1 pseudogene is annotated in these 223 nt (G+C 62.8%); it reads left to right on the top strand.

Features of this window, described 5'->3' with window-relative positions:
* Positions 1–223: pseudogene (locus SLQ31_RS29545) on the top strand (IS30 family transposase); the annotation flags it as partial.

Genomic DNA, 223 nt, shown 5'->3' with positions numbered 1-223 from the left:
ATCGGTAAAAACCAGGCATCTCAGATCGGCACCCTCGTGGAGCGCTCCAGCGGATTCGTCCAATTCGTGCACCTGCCCCAACGTCGCGACGCCGCCACCGTCGCTGACGCTCTGACCGCAGTGATCCAGACACTGCCCGACGCGCTGCGCCGATCACTGACGTGGGATCAAGGCATCGAAATGCATCACCACAGCCGGGTCAGCATCGACGCCGACATCGACG

Source organism: Mycobacterium sp. RTGN5, assembly GCF_033804465.1.
Taxonomy (GTDB): domain Bacteria; phylum Actinomycetota; class Actinomycetes; order Mycobacteriales; family Mycobacteriaceae; genus Mycobacterium.
The sequence above is the reverse complement of the archived record's forward strand: the minus strand, read 5'-3'. Positions and strand labels throughout refer to the sequence as shown.